Origin of the sequence: Stenotrophomonas sp. PS02298, from assembly GCF_029959445.1 — a bacterium.
Taxonomy (GTDB): domain Bacteria; phylum Pseudomonadota; class Gammaproteobacteria; order Xanthomonadales; family Xanthomonadaceae; genus Stenotrophomonas.
In genome coordinates, this window is sequence record NZ_JASCOR010000006.1 from 16,696 (window position 1) to 33,870 (window position 17,175).

Below are 17,175 nucleotides of genomic sequence, written 5' to 3' on the forward strand. Positions count from 1 at the left end.
AACCAACAATGTACTGATCGCCCTCGGCACGGATTTCAATCTGATAGTTTTTCCATCTGCGAAAGAAATGACCTCAGTCCTTAGAGGGATTTCCCATCGTAGCCCCAAAAAAAACTACCGCTCCATCAGATAGACAGCAGCAGCCTCGCCAAATTCCAGCTCCATGGCTTGCCGAACGAGCCCGGGAAAGGCATACCACGATTTCCCTGCGAAAGCGTCGAGACCTGCAGAATCGACTTCCTGGCTCAGCCACAAAGCTTCGCTGCGACTCAACCTGGTGTTCTCATCCTCCAACAGGGACCGTCTGTGCTTCTTCATGAGAAGTCGCAGGTCTTTGACCGTCAAAATCCCAAACGCACCAAGTTCGGAAGGTAACTCGTCGAGAGTTGCTTGGCTGTAATCGTTCCGGCGGCGAAACAGCCGCCGAACTACCATGTGAATGCGCTTTGCATCCAAGGATGCCAAGTCGACTTTTGCGCGAGCACCTTGATATCTCATCTACCTGCCTCACCGTGTAGCAAAGCCGACAACTACGCGCCTTCTGGACAATATTCAACTTTAGGACTGCAGGGCCTGGCCAACAAGCGATGCGTTACCGCTGCCGGTCATCCGATCACAAGACCGCACAGCAGATGTGCGAATGTCCGCCTCGGTTTGCATGCCGTCCTGCCGATGGGCCGGTCGTTCTTGTGCCTGACTGCCCGCGCATCCAGTTTCGGCTTCAACTTGGGTGAATCGTCATAGCTTTCCGACGGGTGCCCTTCCCATGAAATTCTTGCATTCGCCATTCTCCAGCTCGCGAACGAATATCGCCTTGGTTCTTTCCAGGCAGCCTCTGGAACCAAACCGTAAGCCCCGCACACTACACGAGCCAGCCGCGGATCGATAAGAGCCATCGGCCGAGATGAATATCAGCCCCCAGGCCTCATCCTGACGTCGAGAAGCTGGCTCAAAAACCTTGTTGTATCGCTTCAGGTACCTGGGACCATCGTAACCGTGGCTCTCACAGACAAGCTCCCAATCCCCAGGCATCAACTCAGCCAGATCCAGCTCTTTGGCTCCGGCAGCGATCTGGCTGGATGCTTTGTGCAGAAATCTGGCTTCGTCCAACGAATACGGGTAGCCGAGCACATGCCAGCCGAGAACGAGGGCTCCCGTAGCACCGACCAATGCAAGAAACACTGAAACGAGCCGCATGATCGCCAATCCGCGTGGGACGGCTGGATATTATGGACACTGGATTCAGCTGGCAAATGATCACGTTATCCAAGCTTGCGACTCCGGCGAAGTGTCAGAAAGTGTTGATGCTCGCGAGCTGTCCAATGCCCACCTCGGTTTGCAGGCGGCCCTTGGCTTTTTCTGGTTCATCGCGGCCTCCGCGGAGATTCAAGCCTGGACCGCCCTGCCTCTGTCAGAAGATCAAACCCATCTCCGAGGAAAGCACCCGCCACCCTGATGCGTCGTGCCGCAGCACCGCCTCGTATTGGGATCCACATACGGAGCCACAATGGAACCCGAACTGGAGGTCGTAATCCCCATCGGCACGTCGTGTGGGGATACCCAAACCCATGCTCATTGTTTTCCCCACACGCGTGCCCTCGGGTGGCTGCTGCCATGCCGAGCCGGGCATGAGCTGGACTCCGATCTCCCCAAGATCGCGGATTGATTCCGGCGACAGGTCGATCGCACTGTCGCCTTTGGGCGATCCGATGCTCACGTACACCGGCATGCGATTGCTTGCGAGATAGCCCCCGGACGTTAGTTCGTGACGCAAGACCGCTTTCATCACACCTTGCAGATCGGGCGGCGGATACAGCGCAACCTCGGCCAGTCCCTGCCGTTTGTCACGTGCGGCCTGCAGCGCAACCCCTGCGTCGCCTTTGGCTACGCAATCGATGGCAGGCAACCCGCGCACGCAAACTTCACCCGAGGTTTCGTTGACGGTAATCAGGTAACGACGCAAAGCGATGGATTCGCCACGCGCGACCACCATCCTCCATTCATTGCCTGCCTGGTCGAAATCCGGTCCGTCGATCGCCGAGTCTGCACGCCCGAGCGTCGCATCCAGAGCGAAGTTGCCTTCCATCATCGCCTGCATCGCATCCAGCAAAGGTCGCTTTTCCTGCGCGTGGGTCACCCACGTGGCAAATGAGGCCACTGCGGCGAATACTCCTGCAACAACCGACTTCTGCATCCTGCTTGCTCGATCTGGGTCTGTTGTCTGCATTGTGCCCGGTTTCCACTGCGCGCTGCCGTGCCCGTGGATCGACTTACTCCGGGGCAGGCTCTTCCTTGTGTCGACCCAACGTTGACTTCAGCGCCGGCAGGTAACGCCGACTACAGGCGACTTCCTTGCCGTCAGCCATATGCAGCAGGGCCTCGCCACCTTCCAGCGGTTCGATCGACACCAGATGACCCAGATTGATCAACCAGCTGCGATGGACGCGCACGAAACAAGCCGCATCCAGTTTCTGCTCCAGTGCAGCCATTGTGATCCGCAGCGGGTAGTCGTGTCCGCGCAGATGCAGGTTGACGTAGTTGCCGGCGGCCTGCGCCCATTCGATATCGGCCGTTGCGATCAGGAAGTCGCGGCCCAGCTTACGCACCAGCAGCCGCTCCGGATGATCGATGGGCTCCACCGGCGGCCCTTCATCAGGCTCGGCCAGCAACTGTGCCTCGCCTTGCAGACGGCGAAGCAGAAAGCGGTAGCCATCGATGCAGAACAGGATGGCGGCGTAAGTGCGCACATCCTTGAGGTATTCGTACAGCAGCTCGTCCAGCCAGGAGCCGACCTGATAGCGCTCCCCCACCAGTGCATAGGCAAGCATTCTCAGCCCGAACATCGCCAGCACGTGCAGCAGGGAGATCGGCACGCTGGCCAGCAGGTACCAGGGCAGGCGTCGTCGCCAGTTGTCCAGATGCAGTGGCCAGCGCCTGCTGAACCAGACAATCGCTGGTACCAGCAACAGCAGCCAGACCAGTCCACTGGAGAATTCCCAGACCCAGGGCTCCCACCATTCCATGGAAGGCGTACCGGAACGGTTGGCGTCCATCCAGGTGGTGATCGCATTGCCGCTGCAGTTGATCAACACCAGCAGCAACCAGAACAGCAGCTCCATGCTTTGCCGCCAGGGGATGGAGCGATTCAACGAGGTCGATGACGCAGCTTGATTCATCTGCGCATTCTAGACGGCGAGGCCGCCGCAGCCGTCGCTGCCCGTCCCCGGATCGCCGCCACTCGTCTCCAGGTCCCCGCAGATCGGCCCTTCCGGCGCCTCGGGAGCGCGTCCCGGGTTGCAATGACGCCCTTCTCCATACGCTGGACACGCAATGCACAGACGCCACGATCTGGATTGGCTGCGGGTAATCGCCTTTGGCCTGTTGGTCATCTATCACGTTGGCATGTACTACGTGAGCTGGGACTGGCACGTCAAAAGCCCGGCCGCGAGCATTGCGCCGGAGCCGCTCATGCTGCTGACCTCGCCATGGCGGATGTCACTGCTGTTCCTGATCTCGGGCGTGGCTACCGCCTTCATGTTCGCGCGCCAGCCTGCCGGCCTGCTGCGCCGCCGCTCATGGCAGTTGCTGCTGCCGTTGCTGTTCGGGATGGCGGTGATCGTGCCACCACAGGCCTACTACCAGGTGGTCGAGCAACTACCCGGCGGATACAGCGAGTCCTACTGGGCGTTCTACGGCAAGTATCTCAGCGGTTACCAGGGTTTCTGTGACAGCGACGGCTGCCTGCGCGTCCCGACCTGGAACCACCTTTGGTTCCTGCCCTATCTGTGGAGCTACACCGTCCTGGCCTGGCTGTTGTGGCGGCTGTTGCCCAGCTCGGCATTGCAGCGCCTGCGCCAATGGACCGGTCTGGCCTTGACCGGCTGGGGCGCGTTGATTGTCCCGGTGGCGGTCCTGGCCATCGCGCGTCTGTTGCTGGTCAACCGCTTCGAGCAGACCCATGCGCTGACCGATGACTGGTACAACCATGCCCAGTACGGCAGCGTGTTCCTGATCGGCTATCTCGCCGCCTTCAGCAGCCGCTTCTGGGAGTCGCTGCAGCGCCTGCGCTGGCTGTCACTGACCTTGGCAGGCGTCTGCTATGCAGCGCTGATCCACACCTGGTACTTCGCCGGCTACAACGACGCGCAACCGCCGCCGCTGGCGCTTCGCCTTGCGCTCCGGGTTGCCTGGGCGGTGGACCAATGGTGCGCGATCGGCGCCTTGCTGGGCTTTGCCTACCGTTGGCGCGAGGCCGACGGTCCGATCCTGCGTTATCTCACCCTGGCGGTGTTCCCGCTCTACATCCTGCACCAGACAGTGATTGTCGTACTGGCACACAAGCTCAAGCCGCTGCAGCTGAGCCCTGGCATCGAGGCGGCCATCCTGATCGCAGTGACGTTCGCTTTGTGCCTTGGCGCCTACGAACTGATCCGCCGCAGCGCGCTACTGCGGCCACTGTTTGGCTTGCGCGACCAGCCGACAGAACACATCTCCCGAACACCTGCCAAGGCCGTGAGCGAACGAGGAAACTGATCGGCGCTCACACCAGACAGCCTTGCTTTCGTCCGACCCGCGGCGCGTGCCAGCCAGGGGCACAAGCAACTCAGCCAACTTCGGCGCGCGGCTCAGCAACCAACGGCCGTTCCGGTGCCGGCTTGCTCGGGAAGGCATGGCGCACGATGCGCCACATCACCTGGCCGAACTGGCGCGGCAGCGAACCGGTGTTGTAGTGCTGGCCGTAACGCGCGCAGATCTCCTTTACCTCCACCGCCATCGCCGCATAGCGGTTGGCGGGGATATCCGGGTAGAAGTGGTGTTCGATCTGATGGCTGAGGTTGCCGGTCATCACGTCCATCCACTTGCCGCCGGTCAGGTTGGACGAGCCGCGCAGCTGGCGCAGGTACCAATGGCCACGGCCTTCGTTGCGGATGCACTCCTTGGGGAAGGTTTCGGCATCGGCGGTGAAGTGGCCACAGAAGATCACCACATAGGTCCAGACGTTGCGGATGACGTTGGCCGCCACATTGCCAAGCAGCACCGGCAGGAAGAACGGGCCGGCCAATGCGGGGAACAGCACGTAGTCCTTCAGGACCTGCAGCATCGCCTTGCGACCGACCGGGCGGGCCTGGTGCCACAGCTGCTTGAGGGTCATCTTGCCGACCAGTACGCGACCGATGCGCAGATCCTGTATCGCGATGCCCCACTCGAACAGCAGCGCGAACACCACCGCCACGAACGGCTGGGCCAGGAAAAACGGATGCCAACGCTGCTCCGGGAAGATCCGCAATAGACCGTAGCCGATGTCATCGTCCAGCCCGCGCACGTTGGTATAGGTGTGGTGGCGGAAGTTATGCGTCTTGCGCCAGTTCTCCGAAGTGCCGGCGATATCCCATTCGTAGGTCTTGCCCTGCAGCTGCGGGTCGCCCATCCAGTCGTACTGCCCGTGGATGACGTTATGCGCCAGCTCCATGTTTTCCAGGATCTTGGACAGCGCGAGCAGCAGCACGCCGGCAATCCATGCCGGTACCAGCACGCTGTGCACGAATGCGCCCAGGAACAACAGGGCGCGTCCGGCGACACCGGTCCAACGCACCGCTGCGACGATCCGGCGGATGTAGCGGGCATCACTGGCACCCAGCAAGGCCTGATGGCGGGCTTTTACGGCGTCGAGTTCATCACCGAAGGTCTGCAGTTCGGCAGCTGACAGCACGCGGTTGTGCACGGAAGACATGACTTACAGCTCCAGGGTCAGATCGGTACTGGCGCTGCTGACGCACAGTTTGAGCGGCACGGAAGGTTCGCTGGTGTAATCACCAGTCACGGTGTGGCGAGTGATGCCCGAGGCCTTGCCGCAGACACAGGTGTTGCAGATGCCCATTCGGCAGCCACTGGCTGGCTTGATGCCGGCCGCTTCCAGCGCAGGCAGCAAGGCAAGCCCGCGCGGCACGGTGAGTGTGCGACCGGTCTTCAGCAGCTGGATCTGCACACTGCCCTGCTCCACCTCGGCCAGCTGCGGCACGCTGAACGCCTCGCTGTCGAAATGCGCCACCTGGTCCTGCAGACGTGCGCGGGCGGCATTGGCAAAACCGCCCGGGCCGCAGGCCAGCACATGCGCTGCGCGCAGATCACCAAGGCAGTCGAGCTCATGACTGTCCACGCGCGCGGCGCCCTCACCGGTCACCGCCAGATGCAGACGGAACGACGGGTGGCGGGCGGCGATGGCATTGAACTCATCGATGAAGCACAACTGCTCGCGCTGACGTACCCAATAGACCAGGTCCACGGAGCCCTGCATGCCTTGTGCATCCAACTGCCGCAGCAAGGCGCGCATCGGGGTGATACCACTGCCTGCAGCCAGCATCAGCAGCTTCGGCGGCGGCACTGCTGGCAGCAGCATCTCGCCAAAGGCCTGCCCCAGCGCGAACACCTCGCCGATGACCGCCTGTTCAGACAGGTACTGACTGAGCTTGCCACCGGCAATACGCTTGACCGTGATCGCCAGACGACCATTTTCAAGCAGGACAGGGCTGTAGCTGCGCGTGGTCAGGCGGCCATCCAGTTCCGCGCCCAGATTGACGTGCTGCCCGGCCTGCAGGCCATGGAAGTGGCGATTGGGCTGCAATTCCAGGGTGACGGCGTCGGCGCTGGCCTTGTGGCGCGCCACCAGCCGGGCCAATGGCCGCCGCAGCGTCCACAGCGGATGCACCCGGGTGGACCAGAAATCAAAGAAGCCTTCGCTCAGCCACGGGATCGGTGGCGGTGCGGTATTGCGGTAGACAGCACTCATGGGGCGCACTATACGTCCGAGCATACGACTGTGTATACAGTTGTATATTGCCAGTACAGGCTATGATTCACGCACCTGACCGGCCCGAGCCCCATGACAGCACGCGAACAGCCCCTGCCCGCACAAGACGACCTGCACCCGGCGCGCAAGGCTTCCATCTCGCGTGACGACCTGCTGGCCGCCGCCCTCGCCCTTATCGGCCCGCACCGCAGCGTGTCCACGCTGAGCCTGCGCGAGGTCGCGCGCGAGGCCGGGATCGCCCCGAATTCGTTCTATCGCCAGTTCCGCGACATGGATGAACTGACGGTTGCCCTGATAGACCTGGCCGGCCGTTCGCTGCGCACCATCATCGGTCAGGCGCGCTTGCGCGCAGCCGACAGCAACCGCGGCGTGATCCGCCTGTCGGTGGAAACCTTCATGGAGCAGCTGCGCGCCGACGACCGGCTGATGCATGTGCTGCTGCGTGAAGGCACGGCCGGCTCGGATGCGTTCAAGCATGCGGTGGACCGCGAGTTGGGGTACTTCGAGGAAGAGCTGAAAGCCGACCTGGTGCGACTGGCTGCACTGGACGGTGCAACCCTGCACGAGCCCGCGCTGGCTGCCAAAGCCATCACCCGGCTGGTGTTCGCGATGGGCGGCAGCGCGATTGATCTGCCCGAAGAGCGCGACCCCGAATTGATCGAAGAAATGTCGCAGATGATCCGAATGATCATCACCGGCGCCCGCGCGCTGGCACGGCGCCCGGTCAAGGCCTGAAGCAAGCCAAACGATATTGTGCGGTTGTAGGAGCGGCGTCAGCCGCGATGCTGATGATCCACCCCATCATCATTGTCCCTGCAGTTTCATTGGTGCTGGCTTCGCGGCTTACGCCGTTCCTACAGACTGTGTATCGGTAAAGCCCCTGCCGAGCATGGCTCGGCACTACGCTGCGCCCTTGGCCTTGGCGGTCATCAAGCTGGTCCACGGATCCTGTTTTTGTGGGAGCGGCGTCAGCCGCGAAGCTGATGATCTGCCAGATCACAGCTTTCCCATCATTTCATTGGTGCCAGCTTCGCGGCTCACGCCGCTCCCACAGGCTGTCTATCGCTAACGCCCCTGCCGAGCATGGCTCGGCACTACCTTTGCAGGCATTGACGATAGCGGTCGGCTACCCGGTTGGCGAACCATTCTGTGGTCAGTTCGCGGGTGATCTTGGGGCTGTCCAGGCGGATGCCGGGAATCAACGCACGCGGTACGGCCTTCCCGGCACGTGCATCCGCCATGGCGAACACCTGCGAGTGCAGCGTGCCATCACTGAAATCCAGCCGATCCGACTGCGCAAGCGCGCGCCGTATCTCACGCTCATCCATACCCAGTCGCGGCGCCAGCCTGCGCACCGCCAATTCGGTCTGGCCTGGCTTGTCGATCGGCGCATCCGGCACCAGCAGATCACCATCCAGCGCGAGCGAAACACCGGTCAGGCTGCTCACCGCGCTCTGGAACGCCGCATTGCGGCTGGCGTAACGGCCCGCGTTGTAATCGGCAAAACGGTGCACCTTCTGCGTATAAGGCGTCTGATAGTCGAGCAGATGGGCAATACCGAAGTACACGCCACCGCGCCGGGTGAACACTTCATCGCGGATGCTGCGCGCCACCGGATAGGGGTAGTTCTGTGCATTGGCCTGCGCAAACGGAATGCTTACCTGCATCGCGCCGCCGGTCTGCACGGGATTTTTGCCGGCAAACAAGCGCTGCCCCATCGGCACGCGGCCAATGATCTCCTCGTACAACTCACTCAGGTCCCGTTCGCTGCGCGCCCGCGCCAACTGCTCACCGTAGCTGCGCCCGTCGCTGCCTTTCATCTTCAGGCCGGCATCCACCAGTAGCTTGGGAATGTGGACGGCTGCGGCACGGCGATCAATTTCGCTCCGGGCAATCCGCGGCAGATTGGGTACCTCGGGATTGGCGCGATAGCCAGATTCCTGTTCGATCACCGCCAAGGTCGCACAGATGTTCTCGACCGACGCTTCGATGCGTTGCGCCTCGAAGGCCATGCGGATATCGCCTGCCCAACCAATGCGATCATCGACGGTCGGCGGAATACGCCGCACGACCTCATCGCGCACCTGCGTTGCCGATGGGCCCGGCGCAGGTGATGGCACGGTACTGCAGGACGCCAGCGCCAACGCCGCAAACAGGCCCAGCACGGCCTTCGTCCCGACTCCGCTGCACCACCAAGCGGAAACCGTGCGCGTGCTGCGCCAATCCTCGCATATCGCCTGCCTGCCCATATACTTCGCACCCTCGCCTGTCCAAATCGTAGAACGTGGCTTGACCCTTGAGCGCCACCGCTGAACAGTACTTCCCGCTTGTAGTCCCCGCCACCTCCCTGCTGCTGAGATTGGCGCTGCTGGCCGGTTGGCGTTCATTGCGCGACCATCGCTACCTGCTGTGGCTGGCGGCCGGCTATATCTGCACCGCCTTTCCGCTGGCCGCGCAGATCCTGATGGACAATGCCCGGCTGGCGACCTGGTCGGTGCTGACCGGCGCCTTGTACTGTGCGGGTAGTTGGGCCACGGCGCAGGGTTTCGCGCTCAGAGCCGGCGGCAGAGTGCCGGTGCCGGCGGCGCTGATCATCAGCCTGATCACCCTGTTCGCATTGTTCTGCTTCTCCAGGCTCAGCGACGTGCTGGGCGCACGCATCGTTTTCCTCAACCTAGGCATGGGGCTGCTGCTCGCCCTGGCACTGCCGGCGCTGTTTGGCCGCAAGCAACCGGACACGCTCTTCGAGCGCCTGCTGCGCAGGACCTATCTGTTACTGGTGGCATACGCGATCCTGCGCCCGCTGTTGGCTTGGTTGCTGGCCGGCTGGTTCACCAGCAGCGGCTTGCCGCGTTCCGGCCTGTGGCTGTGGATGCTGGCCTTCAACCTGCTGCTCAACCTGTGGCTGCTGTTCCTGCTGCTGGGCGGGCTCGCCCAGCAACTGATGGGAGAGCTGCGCCATGAGCGCAACCACGATCCGCTCACCTTGCTGCTCAACCGCCGCGCCTTCTTCGAAATCGCCAACCAGCGCCTGCAACACGGCCCCGCCAACCATCGGGCATTGCTTGCCTGCGATGTCGATCATTTCAAGCAGGTCAATGACACCTGGGGCCATGCCGCCGGCGACAACGTGTTGCGGCAGGTCGGTGTGCTGCTACAGCAGATGACCCGCCCGGGCGATCTGGTCGCGCGCTTCGGCGGCGAGGAATTCGTGCTGTTGTTGCGCTGCGCTGATCCGGCCACCGCTGCCCGCGTCGCCGAACGCATACGTGCTGGCATCAGCGAGATGCACTGCTCACCGGCGAAGCAGACCATCAGCGCCAGCTTCGGCGTCACCATGGTGGCGACAGCTGACGATCTGGAAAGTGCCTTGGAGCGCGCCGACCTGGCCGTGTATCAGGCCAAGCGCGAAGGACGCAACCGGGTGATTGCCAGTCCATCGCAGGACGGCACTGACAGTATCCTCCCGATCCACCACTGCACACTTTGAATCACGGCCCCACGCCACAGATCGCGCAGCTACGCCGTGTCATCCACGGCATGCGTCCAGCGCGGGCGCAACCGGCGAACCACCGATCACACCGTCTTTGCGCTAGGCTTGCCCTTCTTTCTGACCGCGTATTCCCGTGAAAACTGTTCACGCCACCCGCTACATCACCCCGCTGCGCGAAGGCGGTTCACTGCCAGCGGTGATCGAAGCCGACGACGATGGCATGTACGTCATCAAGTTCCGCGGTGCCGGCCAAGGCCCCAAGGCACTGATCGCCGAGTTGGTGGTTGGCCGGCTTGCACAGGCGCTGGGCCTGCCGATGCCGGATATCGTCCTGGTCGAACTGGACCGCGAGTTCGCCCGTACCGAGCCGGACCCGGAGATCCAGGACCTGATCCGCGCCAGCGAAGGTACCAACCTCGGCAGCGACTACCTGCCCGGCGCGATCAATTACGACCCTGCGGCGATGCAACCCGATGCCGAACTGGCGTCGCGCATCGTCTGGTTTGATGCGTACACCAGCAACGTGGACCGCACCGCGCGCAACCCCAACCTGATGGTCTGGCACCGCAAGCTCTACCTGATCGATCACGGCGCGGCGCTGTACTTCCACCATGACTGGGAGAATGCCGGCGAGGCGTGCGGCAAGCCTTTTGTATTGATCAAGGACCACGTACTGCTGCCGTTCGCCAGCCACATCGCCGACGCCGACGCAGCGCTGGCTCCCTTGCTGACCGACGCGGTCATCGATGGCATCGTCGCGCAGATCCCGGACAGCTGGCTGCAGAACGAACCCGCTTTTGCCGATGCGACCGCCTACCGTTCTGCTTACGCCAGCTATTTGAAGCGCCGCCTGCAATTGCGCGAAGCCTTCGTACAGGAGGCCATCCGTGCCCACGCTGCACACCTATGATTACGCCATCATCCGCGTCGTACCGCGGGTGGAGCGCGAAGAGTTCATCAACGTAGGCGTGATCGTCTCCTGCCCCAGCGCAGGACACCTGCAGGCCGCCATCGAGATCGATGTCGCACGGTTGCAGGCGTTTGCACCGCAACTGGATCTGGCTGGTGTGCAGCCGTGGCTGGATGCCATCGTCGCGATCTGCCGTGGTGAGCCAGGCGCCGGGCCGATTGCACAACTGCCACCGCGCGCCCGCTTCCACTTCCTGACCGCCAAGCGCAGCTCGGTGGTGCAGACCTCGGTCACCCACGTAGGCCGCACCGCCAACCCTGCCAACATCGTCGAGCACCTGCTCGAACGCATGGTGCGCACGCCACGCTGAATCACCGTCCGGGACGCGGTGCCAATTGCACCTGTAGAGCCGAGCCATGCTCGGCTTGGACGTTGCCGGCAATGCTGCTCACGCTGAGCATGGCTCGGCACCATCGGCACACACACCACACAAAAAGCCGGGCAACGCCCGGCTTAGTTGATCGTCTGGATGTGAGTCCTGGCGTGCCTAACCACCCCAACGCGTTGACAACTGACTACGAACCAGCTGGCGCGCCGAGTTGCTCTCGGTAGGTTCAAAGCGCATTGCCTTGACCGCATTGACCGCCCATTGGGAACTGGCTCCAGCCGGCTTCGCTTCAATCACTTCCACATCCTTGGTTCGACCTCGTTTGGTCACCGTATAGGCCACGGTGACTTCTTCCGCAAACGCCAGGTTGCCCGGGTTTGCCGGCATCCGGGGATTGAACTCCCCTTCACTGGGAGTCCAGAGCTTCAGGGCTTCGGTGGGAGGGAGCTGCAAAGGCTCAGCATCCCCCGCAATGACCAGTGGACTGGAAGTGGCCGCAACGGCAAGCAACATGAAACCCATGATCTTTGAGCGCATGACCTTCCTTGAATTGGCGAGTATCGCTGGACTCTAGGAGCGTTTTGGACGGCTTGCAAGTTCTCGCCGCGCAATCTATCCCGGCACATGAGCCGCCCTAGCCTGAGAGCAACATCACTCGATACCGACCAGCTCCCTGGCCACGTCGCGCAGGCTGAACTTCTGCACCTTGCCCGTCGCCGTGCGCGGCAGCGGACCGAAGACAAAGCGCCGCGGCAGCTTGAAGCTGGCCAGATGCTGGCGGCAATGCGCCAACGCCTCGACCGATTCCAGATGCGAGGTTTCCCTCAACTCGACAAAGGCGCAAGGCGTTTCGCCCCACTTCGGATCCGGGCGCGCGACCACCGCAGCCGCCAATACCGCAGGATGCCGGCACAGCACATATTCCACCTCCAGCGAGGAGATGTTCTCGCCACCGGAGATGATCACATCCTTGGAGCGATCGCGGATCTTCACCGCGCCGTTGGCGTACACCACCGCCAGATCACCGGTATGGAACCAACCGCCGGCAAACGCCTCAGCCGTTGCTCGCGGATTCTTCAGGTAGCCCTGCATGGTGATATTGCCGCGGAACATGATCTCGCCAACGCTGATGCCATCCCATGGCACCGGCTGCAGGGTCTCCGGGTCCAGTACCTGCATGTCTTCCTGCAGCAGGCAGGCCACGCCCTGGCGGCTGTTGAGCTCGGCACGTTCTGCAATTGGCAGCTGCGCCCACTCGGCCTGCGGCTGGCAGATCGACGCCGGGCCATAGACCTCGGTCAGGCCGTAGACGTGGGTGATCTCAACGCCCATGCGCTCCATTTCCTCCAGCACTGCTGCCGGCGGCGCCGCACCCGCGACCTGGCCCTTGATACCGACCAAGCCCTGCTTGCTTTCCTCCGGCGCAGCGGCGAGTGCGGCATGGATCACCGGCGCGCCGCAGTAGTGGCTGACGTCATGCTCGCGCATCAACTCCAGCACACGCTTGCGATCAAACCGGCGCAGGCAGACCTGGGTGCCGGCCACCGCAGCCATGGTCCACGGGAAACACCAGCCGTTGCAGTGGAACATCGGCAGCGTCCACAGGTACACCGGGTGTTGCGGCATGCCCCAGTCGATGATGTTCGCAATCGCATTCAAGTACGCGCCGCGATGGTGATAAACCACGCCCTTGGGATCACCAGTGGTACCGGAGGTGTAGTTGAGAGTGATGGCATCCCACTCATCGGCTGGTAGCTCGAACGCGAAGTCAGGGTCGCCGGCGGCCAGCAGCGCCTCGTACTCGATCTCAGCAAGGAACGCGCGGCCTTCGATCTCCGCATCATCGACGTCGATGACCTGTGGCGGCTGCTTGCACAGTGCCAACGCCCGTTCCATCAGCGGTGCGAACTCACGGTCGCTGAATACGATTTTGGCCTCGCCATGGTCGAGCATGAAAGCCAGGGTCGGCGCATCAAGCCGGGTGTTGAGCGTGTTCAATACTGCGCCAAGCATCGCCGGCCCGTAATGCAGCTCAATCATTGCTGGAGTGTTGGGCAGCAGCGCGGCAACCGTATCGCCTTTGCCGATACCCAGGCGCTGCAGGGCCGAAGCCAGCCGACGACAACGCTGGTAGACCTGCGCCCAGTCGAGGCGGCGCTCCCCGTGGATGACCGCCACGCGCTGCGGATGCACGGTTGCCGCCTTGCGCAGGAAGCTCAACGGCGACAGCGCGGTGTAGTTGGCCTGGTTGCGGCCAAGGTCCTGGTACATCTGGGGCCTCTTCCTCTCCAAGGATGTTGCCGGTAGAGAGTCGGACAGCTGGCACGGAATGTCGCTGCGACATTAGTCGCACGGATTTGGCTTGGGGTTTGAGGCTGCTGGCCAGAAGCTTCTCCTCACCCCAACCCCTCTCCCGTGAACGGGAGAGGGGTTGGGGTGAGGGGAAACTCCTGGCTGATAGAGCCAGACAAAAGCACAAAAAAAACGCCGGCATGCCGGCGCTTTTTCCAAACTCAATGCCCGAATCAGGCCTCCGGCGCTGCCGGTGCCACTGCTTCCGCAGTGCCTGCAGCGTCCTCTTCCAGTACCTCGTCCTCGGCATCGAGCGACGCATCCAGGCGTTCAACCGCCTGCAGCTTCTCGCCCTTGGACAGACGGATCAGGGTCACGCCCTGGGTGTTACGGCCCACGCGCGAGATCTCTGAGCCACGGGTACGCACCAGGGTGCCACCGTCGGAAATCAACAACACCTCGTCACCGGTACCCAACAGCACCGCGCTGACCAACTTGCCGTTGCGCTCGCTGGTCTGGATGCCGATCACACCCTGGGTGCCACGACCCTTGCGCGGGTAGTCCGCCAGCGGGGTGCGCTTGCCGTAGCCGTTTTCGGTCGCGGTCAGGATGTACTGCACGCCGGCATCGTCTGCAGCGTCGACGATCTCGCCGCCGTCCACTGCAACTTCCTCGACGCCGTTGTCGTCCTCATTCTCATCCTCAACGCCGCCGGCACTCTCGGCGACGATCAGGCTGACCACTTCCTCACCCTTGGGCATCTTGATACCGCGCACGCCGGTGGCGGTGCGGCCCATCGAGCGGACCTTGTCTTCACCGAAGCGCACGGTCTTGCCGTTGGAGGCGAACAACACGATGTCACGCTCGCCATCGGTCAGGCCAACGCCAACCAGCGCGTCGCCGTCGTCCAGGTTGATGGCGATCTTGCCGCGCGCCAGACGGAACGCGAACTCGCTCAGCGGAGTCTTCTTGACCGTACCGTTGCGGGTAGCGAAGAACACGAAGTGGTTCTCGTCGTACTCGCGCACCGGCAACACGGCCTGCACGCGCTCACCGTTCTCCAACGCGATCCAGTTGATGATCGGACGACCACGTGCATTGGAACCGGCCTCCGGCAACTGGTGCACCGGCAACCAGAACACCTTGCCCGAACTGGTGAAGGTCAGCAGCGTGTCATGCGTGTTGACCAGCCACAGCTGCTCGATGAAATCCTCGTCCTTGGTCGCTGCGGCACTGCGGCCGCGGCCACCGCGACGCTGCGCTCGGTAGGCGCTGACTGGCTGGCGCTTGACGTAACCGGCACGCGACAGCGTCACCACCACGTCTTCCGGCGCAATCAGATCCAGGATATCCAGGTCTTCTTCGCTGTGGCGGATCTCGCTGCGACGCTCGTCGCCGAACTCAGCACGCACGCTCTCCAGCTCTTCGCGGATGACCTGCAGCAGCACATCCGGGTTTTCCAGGATGCGGATCAGGCCGGCGATGAATTCCAGCAGCTGCTTGTACTCTTCGGTCAGCCTGTCCTGCTCCAACCCGGTCAGGCGGTGCAGGCGCATTTCCAGGATCTGCGTCGCCTGGACTTCGCTGAGCTGGTAGTTGCCGTTGACCAGGCCAATGCCCTTGGGCAGGTCTTCCGGACGCGATGCCTCGGCGCCGGCAGCGCCCAGCAGAGCGCCAACCAGACCTGGTTGCCACACCTTGGAAAGCATGCGCTCCTTGGCTTCAGCCGGATTGGCCGAGGTCTTGATCAACTCGATCATTTCATCGATGTTGGCCAAGGCAACAGTCAGGCCTTCCAGCACGTGCGCACGCGCACGCGCCTTGCGCAGTTCAAAGATGGTGCGGCGGGTGACAACCTCACGGCGGTGGCGGATGAACGCCTCCAGCATTTCCTTGAGGTTCAACAGCTTCGGCCGGCCATCAACCAGCGCAACCATGTTGATGCCAAACACCGACTCCATCTGGGTCTGCTGGTACAGGTTGTTGAGCACAACCTCGGCCGACTCGCCGCGCTTGATTTCGATGTAGATGCGCATGCCGTCCTTGTCGGACTCATCGCGCAGCTCACTGATGCCTTCGAGCTTCTTTTCCTTGACCAGCTCAGCGATCTTTTCGATCAACCGCGCCTTGTTCACCTGGTACGGAATCTCGGTGACGATGATCGACTCGCGACCATTGTCGGCCACTTCGATATCGGCCTTGGCACGGATACGCACACGGCCACGGCCAGTGCGGTAGCCAGCGATGATGCCGGCGGTGCCATTGATGATGCCGGCGGTGGGGAAATCCGGGCCCGGGATGTATTCCATCAGACCATCAACGTCGATCGACGGATTGTCGATCAGCGCGATGCAGGCAGTGATGGCTTCGGTGAGGTTATGCGGCGGGATGTTGGTCGCCATGCCCACCGCGATACCGGCAGAACCATTGACCAGCAGGTTCGGGAACCGGGTCGGCATGACCGTCGGCTCCAGTTCCTTTTCATCGTAGTTGGGCTGGAAATCGACGGTTTCCTTGTCGATATCGGCCATCAGCTCATGCGTCAGGCGCGACATGCGGGCCTCGGTATAACGCATTGCTGCTGCCGAGTCGCCGTCGACCGAACCGAAGTTACCCTGGCCGTCCACCAGCATGTAGCGCAGCGAGAACGGCTGCGCCAAGCGCACCAGCGCGTCGTAGACCGACTGGTCGCCGTGCGGGTGGTACTTACCGATCACGTCACCGACGATACGCGCCGACTTGAAGTACGCCTTGTTGCTGTGCGCGCCCAGCTCGTTCATCGCGAAAAGGACGCGGCGATGTACTGGCTTGAGGCCATCGCGGGCATCGGGGAGTGCGCGGCCGACGATCACGCTCATCGCGTAATCGAGGTAGCTCTTGCGCATCTCGTCTTCCAGGTTGACCTGGATGATTTCCTTGGCGTTTTCTGCCATTCGGGTTCCGTTGTCTGGTAGCGATCCCGTCCGTTGGCGGCACCCTGAAGGGCCACCCTGCCGGAAACTCGGATCAACCTGCGGAGTCTACCACAAGGGCAGGTTTTTCGCCGCCATTTAGGGTGCTTTTACCGGAAGAAATCAGGAACTTAGGGACTGCCATAGGGTAATGCCGAGCCATGCTCGGCAGGGGCCTTGGCGCCGCCCCTTGCAGGAGCCCTCCCCTGTGGAGCCGATCCATGCACGGCTGCCGCCTTACCGGACAAGCCGCTTGCCGAGCATGGCTCGGCACTACCTTCACGCATCCCTGCCGAGCATGGCTCGGCACTACATTCGCGTGCCCTTGCCGAG

Annotated in this window: 15 protein-coding genes; 5 read left to right on the plus strand and 10 right to left on the minus strand. The window is 62.5% G+C overall.

The window, feature by feature from the left end:
• Positions 1 to 114: 114 nt before the first annotated feature.
• The 4 genes from QMX78_RS01990 to QMX78_RS02005 all read right to left on the minus strand — a co-directional run bounded on the left by QMX78_RS01990 (position 115) and on the right by QMX78_RS02005 (position 3,176).
• A complete protein-coding gene (locus tag QMX78_RS01990; protein ID WP_282266034.1) occupies positions 115 to 498 on the minus strand; it encodes a hypothetical protein in 384 nt (127 codons plus the stop codon).
• A 240-nt stretch (positions 499 to 738) separates the two neighbouring features.
• Positions 739 to 1,197, minus strand: a complete 459-nt coding sequence (locus QMX78_RS01995) for a hypothetical protein (protein ID WP_282266036.1) — start codon at positions 1,195 to 1,197, stop codon at positions 739 to 741.
• Positions 1,198 to 1,411: 214 nt separating this feature from the next.
• Positions 1,412 to 2,194 (minus strand): hypothetical protein, encoded by a 783-nt coding sequence (locus QMX78_RS02000; protein WP_282266038.1) that lies wholly within the window; start codon positions 2,192 to 2,194, stop codon positions 1,412 to 1,414.
• A 76-nt stretch (positions 2,195 to 2,270) separates the two neighbouring features.
• Positions 2,271 to 3,176, minus strand: a complete 906-nt coding sequence (locus QMX78_RS02005) for a LytTR family DNA-binding domain-containing protein (RefSeq protein ID WP_282266040.1) — start codon at positions 3,174 to 3,176, stop codon at positions 2,271 to 2,273.
• A 154-nt stretch (positions 3,177 to 3,330) separates the two neighbouring features.
• Between QMX78_RS02005 and QMX78_RS02010 the strand changes: the two genes are divergently transcribed.
• The gene (locus QMX78_RS02010; RefSeq protein ID WP_282266048.1) at positions 3,331 to 4,533 is read left to right on the plus strand and encodes an acyltransferase family protein; all 1,203 of its coding nucleotides are present in this window, start codon (positions 3,331 to 3,333) and stop codon (positions 4,531 to 4,533) included.
• A gap of 70 nt (positions 4,534 to 4,603) precedes the next feature.
• Here QMX78_RS02010 and QMX78_RS02015 read toward each other — a convergent pair whose 3' ends face one another.
• Positions 4,604 to 5,731 (minus strand): acyl-CoA desaturase, encoded by a 1,128-nt coding sequence (locus QMX78_RS02015; RefSeq protein ID WP_282266049.1) that lies wholly within the window; start codon positions 5,729 to 5,731, stop codon positions 4,604 to 4,606.
• 3 nt (positions 5,732 to 5,734) lie between these two features.
• Positions 5,735 to 6,787: a ferredoxin reductase gene (locus tag QMX78_RS02020; protein WP_343239150.1), complete on the minus strand. Its 1,053-nt coding sequence runs from the start codon at positions 6,785 to 6,787 to the stop codon at positions 5,735 to 5,737.
• A 93-nt stretch (positions 6,788 to 6,880) separates the two neighbouring features.
• Between QMX78_RS02020 and fabR the strand changes: the two genes are divergently transcribed.
• Positions 6,881 to 7,543, plus strand: a complete 663-nt coding sequence (gene fabR, locus QMX78_RS02025) for an HTH-type transcriptional repressor FabR (protein ID WP_282266051.1) — start codon at positions 6,881 to 6,883, stop codon at positions 7,541 to 7,543.
• 359 nt (positions 7,544 to 7,902) lie between these two features.
• On the opposite strand, the gene QMX78_RS02030 is transcribed toward fabR, so the two are convergent.
• Positions 7,903 to 8,973 (minus strand): DUF1615 domain-containing protein, encoded by a 1,071-nt coding sequence (locus tag QMX78_RS02030; protein ID WP_282266053.1) that lies wholly within the window; start codon positions 8,971 to 8,973, stop codon positions 7,903 to 7,905.
• Positions 8,974 to 9,104: 131 nt separating this feature from the next.
• Between QMX78_RS02030 and QMX78_RS02035 the strand changes: the two genes are divergently transcribed.
• From QMX78_RS02035 to QMX78_RS02045, 3 genes are all read left to right on the plus strand, one after another.
• Entirely contained in the window at positions 9,105 to 10,298 is a 1,194-nt protein-coding gene (locus QMX78_RS02035; RefSeq protein ID WP_282266055.1) for a GGDEF domain-containing protein, read from the plus strand.
• Positions 10,299 to 10,434: 136 nt separating this feature from the next.
• Positions 10,435 to 11,211: a HipA family kinase gene (locus QMX78_RS02040; RefSeq protein WP_282266056.1), complete on the plus strand. Its 777-nt coding sequence runs from the start codon at positions 10,435 to 10,437 to the stop codon at positions 11,209 to 11,211.
• Positions 11,189 to 11,581: a DUF3037 domain-containing protein gene (locus tag QMX78_RS02045; RefSeq protein ID WP_282266058.1), complete on the plus strand. Its 393-nt coding sequence runs from the start codon at positions 11,189 to 11,191 to the stop codon at positions 11,579 to 11,581. The genes QMX78_RS02040 and QMX78_RS02045 overlap by 23 nt, the downstream gene beginning before the upstream one ends.
• 177 nt (positions 11,582 to 11,758) lie before the next feature.
• Here the strand turns inward: QMX78_RS02045 and QMX78_RS02050 are convergent, their stop codons facing one another.
• From QMX78_RS02050 to gyrA, 3 genes are all read right to left on the minus strand, one after another.
• Positions 11,759 to 12,136: an energy transducer TonB gene (locus tag QMX78_RS02050; protein WP_282266061.1), complete on the minus strand. Its 378-nt coding sequence runs from the start codon at positions 12,134 to 12,136 to the stop codon at positions 11,759 to 11,761.
• 114 nt (positions 12,137 to 12,250) lie between these two features.
• Positions 12,251 to 13,870, minus strand: a complete 1,620-nt coding sequence (locus QMX78_RS02055; RefSeq protein WP_282266064.1) for an acyl-CoA synthetase — start codon at positions 13,868 to 13,870, stop codon at positions 12,251 to 12,253.
• A 254-nt stretch (positions 13,871 to 14,124) separates the two neighbouring features.
• Positions 14,125 to 16,824 (minus strand): DNA gyrase subunit A, encoded by a 2,700-nt coding sequence (gene gyrA, locus QMX78_RS02060; RefSeq protein WP_282266067.1) that lies wholly within the window; start codon positions 16,822 to 16,824, stop codon positions 14,125 to 14,127.
• Between the last annotated feature and the right edge of the window lie 351 nt (positions 16,825 to 17,175).

What these genes read in the sequence shown, in the direction of transcription:
- QMX78_RS01990 (WP_282266034.1), bottom strand. Translation starts at nt 498, where the DNA reads ATGAGATATCAAGGTGCTCGCGCAAAAGTCGACTTGGCATCCTTGGAT.
- QMX78_RS01995 (WP_282266036.1), bottom strand. Translation starts at nt 1,197, where the DNA reads ATGCGGCTCGTTTCAGTGTTTCTTGCATTGGTCGGTGCTACGGGAGCC.
- QMX78_RS02000 (WP_282266038.1), bottom strand. Translation starts at nt 2,194, where the DNA reads ATGCAGAAGTCGGTTGTTGCAGGAGTATTCGCCGCAGTGGCCTCATTT.
- QMX78_RS02005 (WP_282266040.1), bottom strand. Translation starts at nt 3,176, where the DNA reads ATGAATCAAGCTGCGTCATCGACCTCGTTGAATCGCTCCATCCCCTGG.
- QMX78_RS02010 (WP_282266048.1), top strand. Translation starts at nt 3,331, where the DNA reads ATGCACAGACGCCACGATCTGGATTGGCTGCGGGTAATCGCCTTTGGC.
- QMX78_RS02015 (WP_282266049.1), bottom strand. Translation starts at nt 5,731, where the DNA reads ATGTCTTCCGTGCACAACCGCGTGCTGTCAGCTGCCGAACTGCAGACC.
- QMX78_RS02020 (WP_343239150.1), bottom strand. Translation starts at nt 6,787, where the DNA reads ATGAGTGCTGTCTACCGCAATACCGCACCGCCACCGATCCCGTGGCTG.
- fabR (WP_282266051.1), top strand. Translation starts at nt 6,881, where the DNA reads ATGACAGCACGCGAACAGCCCCTGCCCGCACAAGACGACCTGCACCCG.
- QMX78_RS02050 (WP_282266061.1), bottom strand. Translation starts at nt 12,136, where the DNA reads ATGCGCTCAAAGATCATGGGTTTCATGTTGCTTGCCGTTGCGGCCACT.
- QMX78_RS02055 (WP_282266064.1), bottom strand. Translation starts at nt 13,870, where the DNA reads ATGTACCAGGACCTTGGCCGCAACCAGGCCAACTACACCGCGCTGTCG.
- gyrA (WP_282266067.1), bottom strand. Translation starts at nt 16,824, where the DNA reads ATGGCAGAAAACGCCAAGGAAATCATCCAGGTCAACCTGGAAGACGAG.